The organism is Methylophaga sp. UBA5088 (assembly GCF_002414625.1).
Classification (GTDB): Bacteria; Pseudomonadota; Gammaproteobacteria; order Nitrosococcales; family Methylophagaceae; genus Methylophaga; species Methylophaga marina.
In genome coordinates this window covers 10459-11483 of record NZ_DIAC01000078.1, presented here as the reverse complement: position 1 = coordinate 11483, position 1025 = coordinate 10459, and the positions used below count along the sequence as shown (strand labels likewise).

Sequence of the window (1025 nt, the reverse complement as noted above, 5' to 3'; positions counted from 1 at the left end):
AAATAGCGTCCAGTACACTTTCATAACCATGGCCTTTTTCATCGTCATAATCATCACGAGAAAATGGTGAGAACATACATGGCACTGACGTCGCCGTGGCTGTGCCACAAGACGAGGCATTATTAAAATACAGGCTGTTAGTTTTCTCTAACTCTGGTGTTGTCTCACGTTCATAACCATTCAGATGAAATGATTCTGCTCTCGCTGTTTCACCGACGACCATCACGGTCACTGTGCGATGCTTTTTCTCATGCGCTAAGCTGCCAAGTGCGGCATTTTGTGAAATAGGGATTAATGGTTTATCCGCTTCTGCAAACTGTTGTTTGGCAATTTTAGTGACCGCATAAATATAACTGGTCGGATTAATTAAATAACGTAAATCGCGATGATTTCGGAATGTTGACGCGTAATCCTGATAGAAAAAGGCAGCAACCAACCCCATAGCTAAAATACTCATGGTGATAGAAAACGAGCTCATCAATAATTGCTTTGTCCAACGGACATGAACAATCCGTACTTTAGCTATCAAAAATGCTGGCAAAACACCCCATAGCAAGAAATGAATAATAAAATCTTTACTCAATAATTCCTTTGTTTCTGAGGTATCGGTTTCTAACACGTTTTGAATCATCGAGCTGTCGATATGTACACCATAACTATCGATAAAATAGCTGGCTGCAGCAGAACACAACACAATGAAAATCAATACTGGTTTTATCAGGTGCCGGGATGACACCAAATTGAATATCAGATTAAACAATGCCGTCATAAAGATGGCACATGAGCCTAAAAACAATAGATTATGCTGGGTGATTAATTGATTGGCCTGAACGATGCCTACCCATAAACCATTGTTATAAGCAAGCATCAAGAACACAGAGAACAGTAAGACTAAATACTGAGAAGGAATTGCACGACGCATGGTAAACCTCGACCAAATTAATTTTGGCCAAGATTAATCCCTGCAACTTAAAAAATACTTAAACAAAAAAGCCACTGACAAATCAGTGGCTTTTCCATAGTCA

At 39.5% G+C, this 1025-nt stretch carries 1 protein-coding gene; it reads right to left on the bottom strand.

Annotated features, from left to right (window positions below; all coding sequences use genetic code 11):
* On the bottom strand, positions 1–922 hold a 922-nt coding region (locus tag B4K20_RS09995; RefSeq protein ID WP_289282773.1), incomplete at its 3' end, for a phosphoethanolamine transferase.
* Positions 923–1025 lie beyond the last annotated feature (103 nt).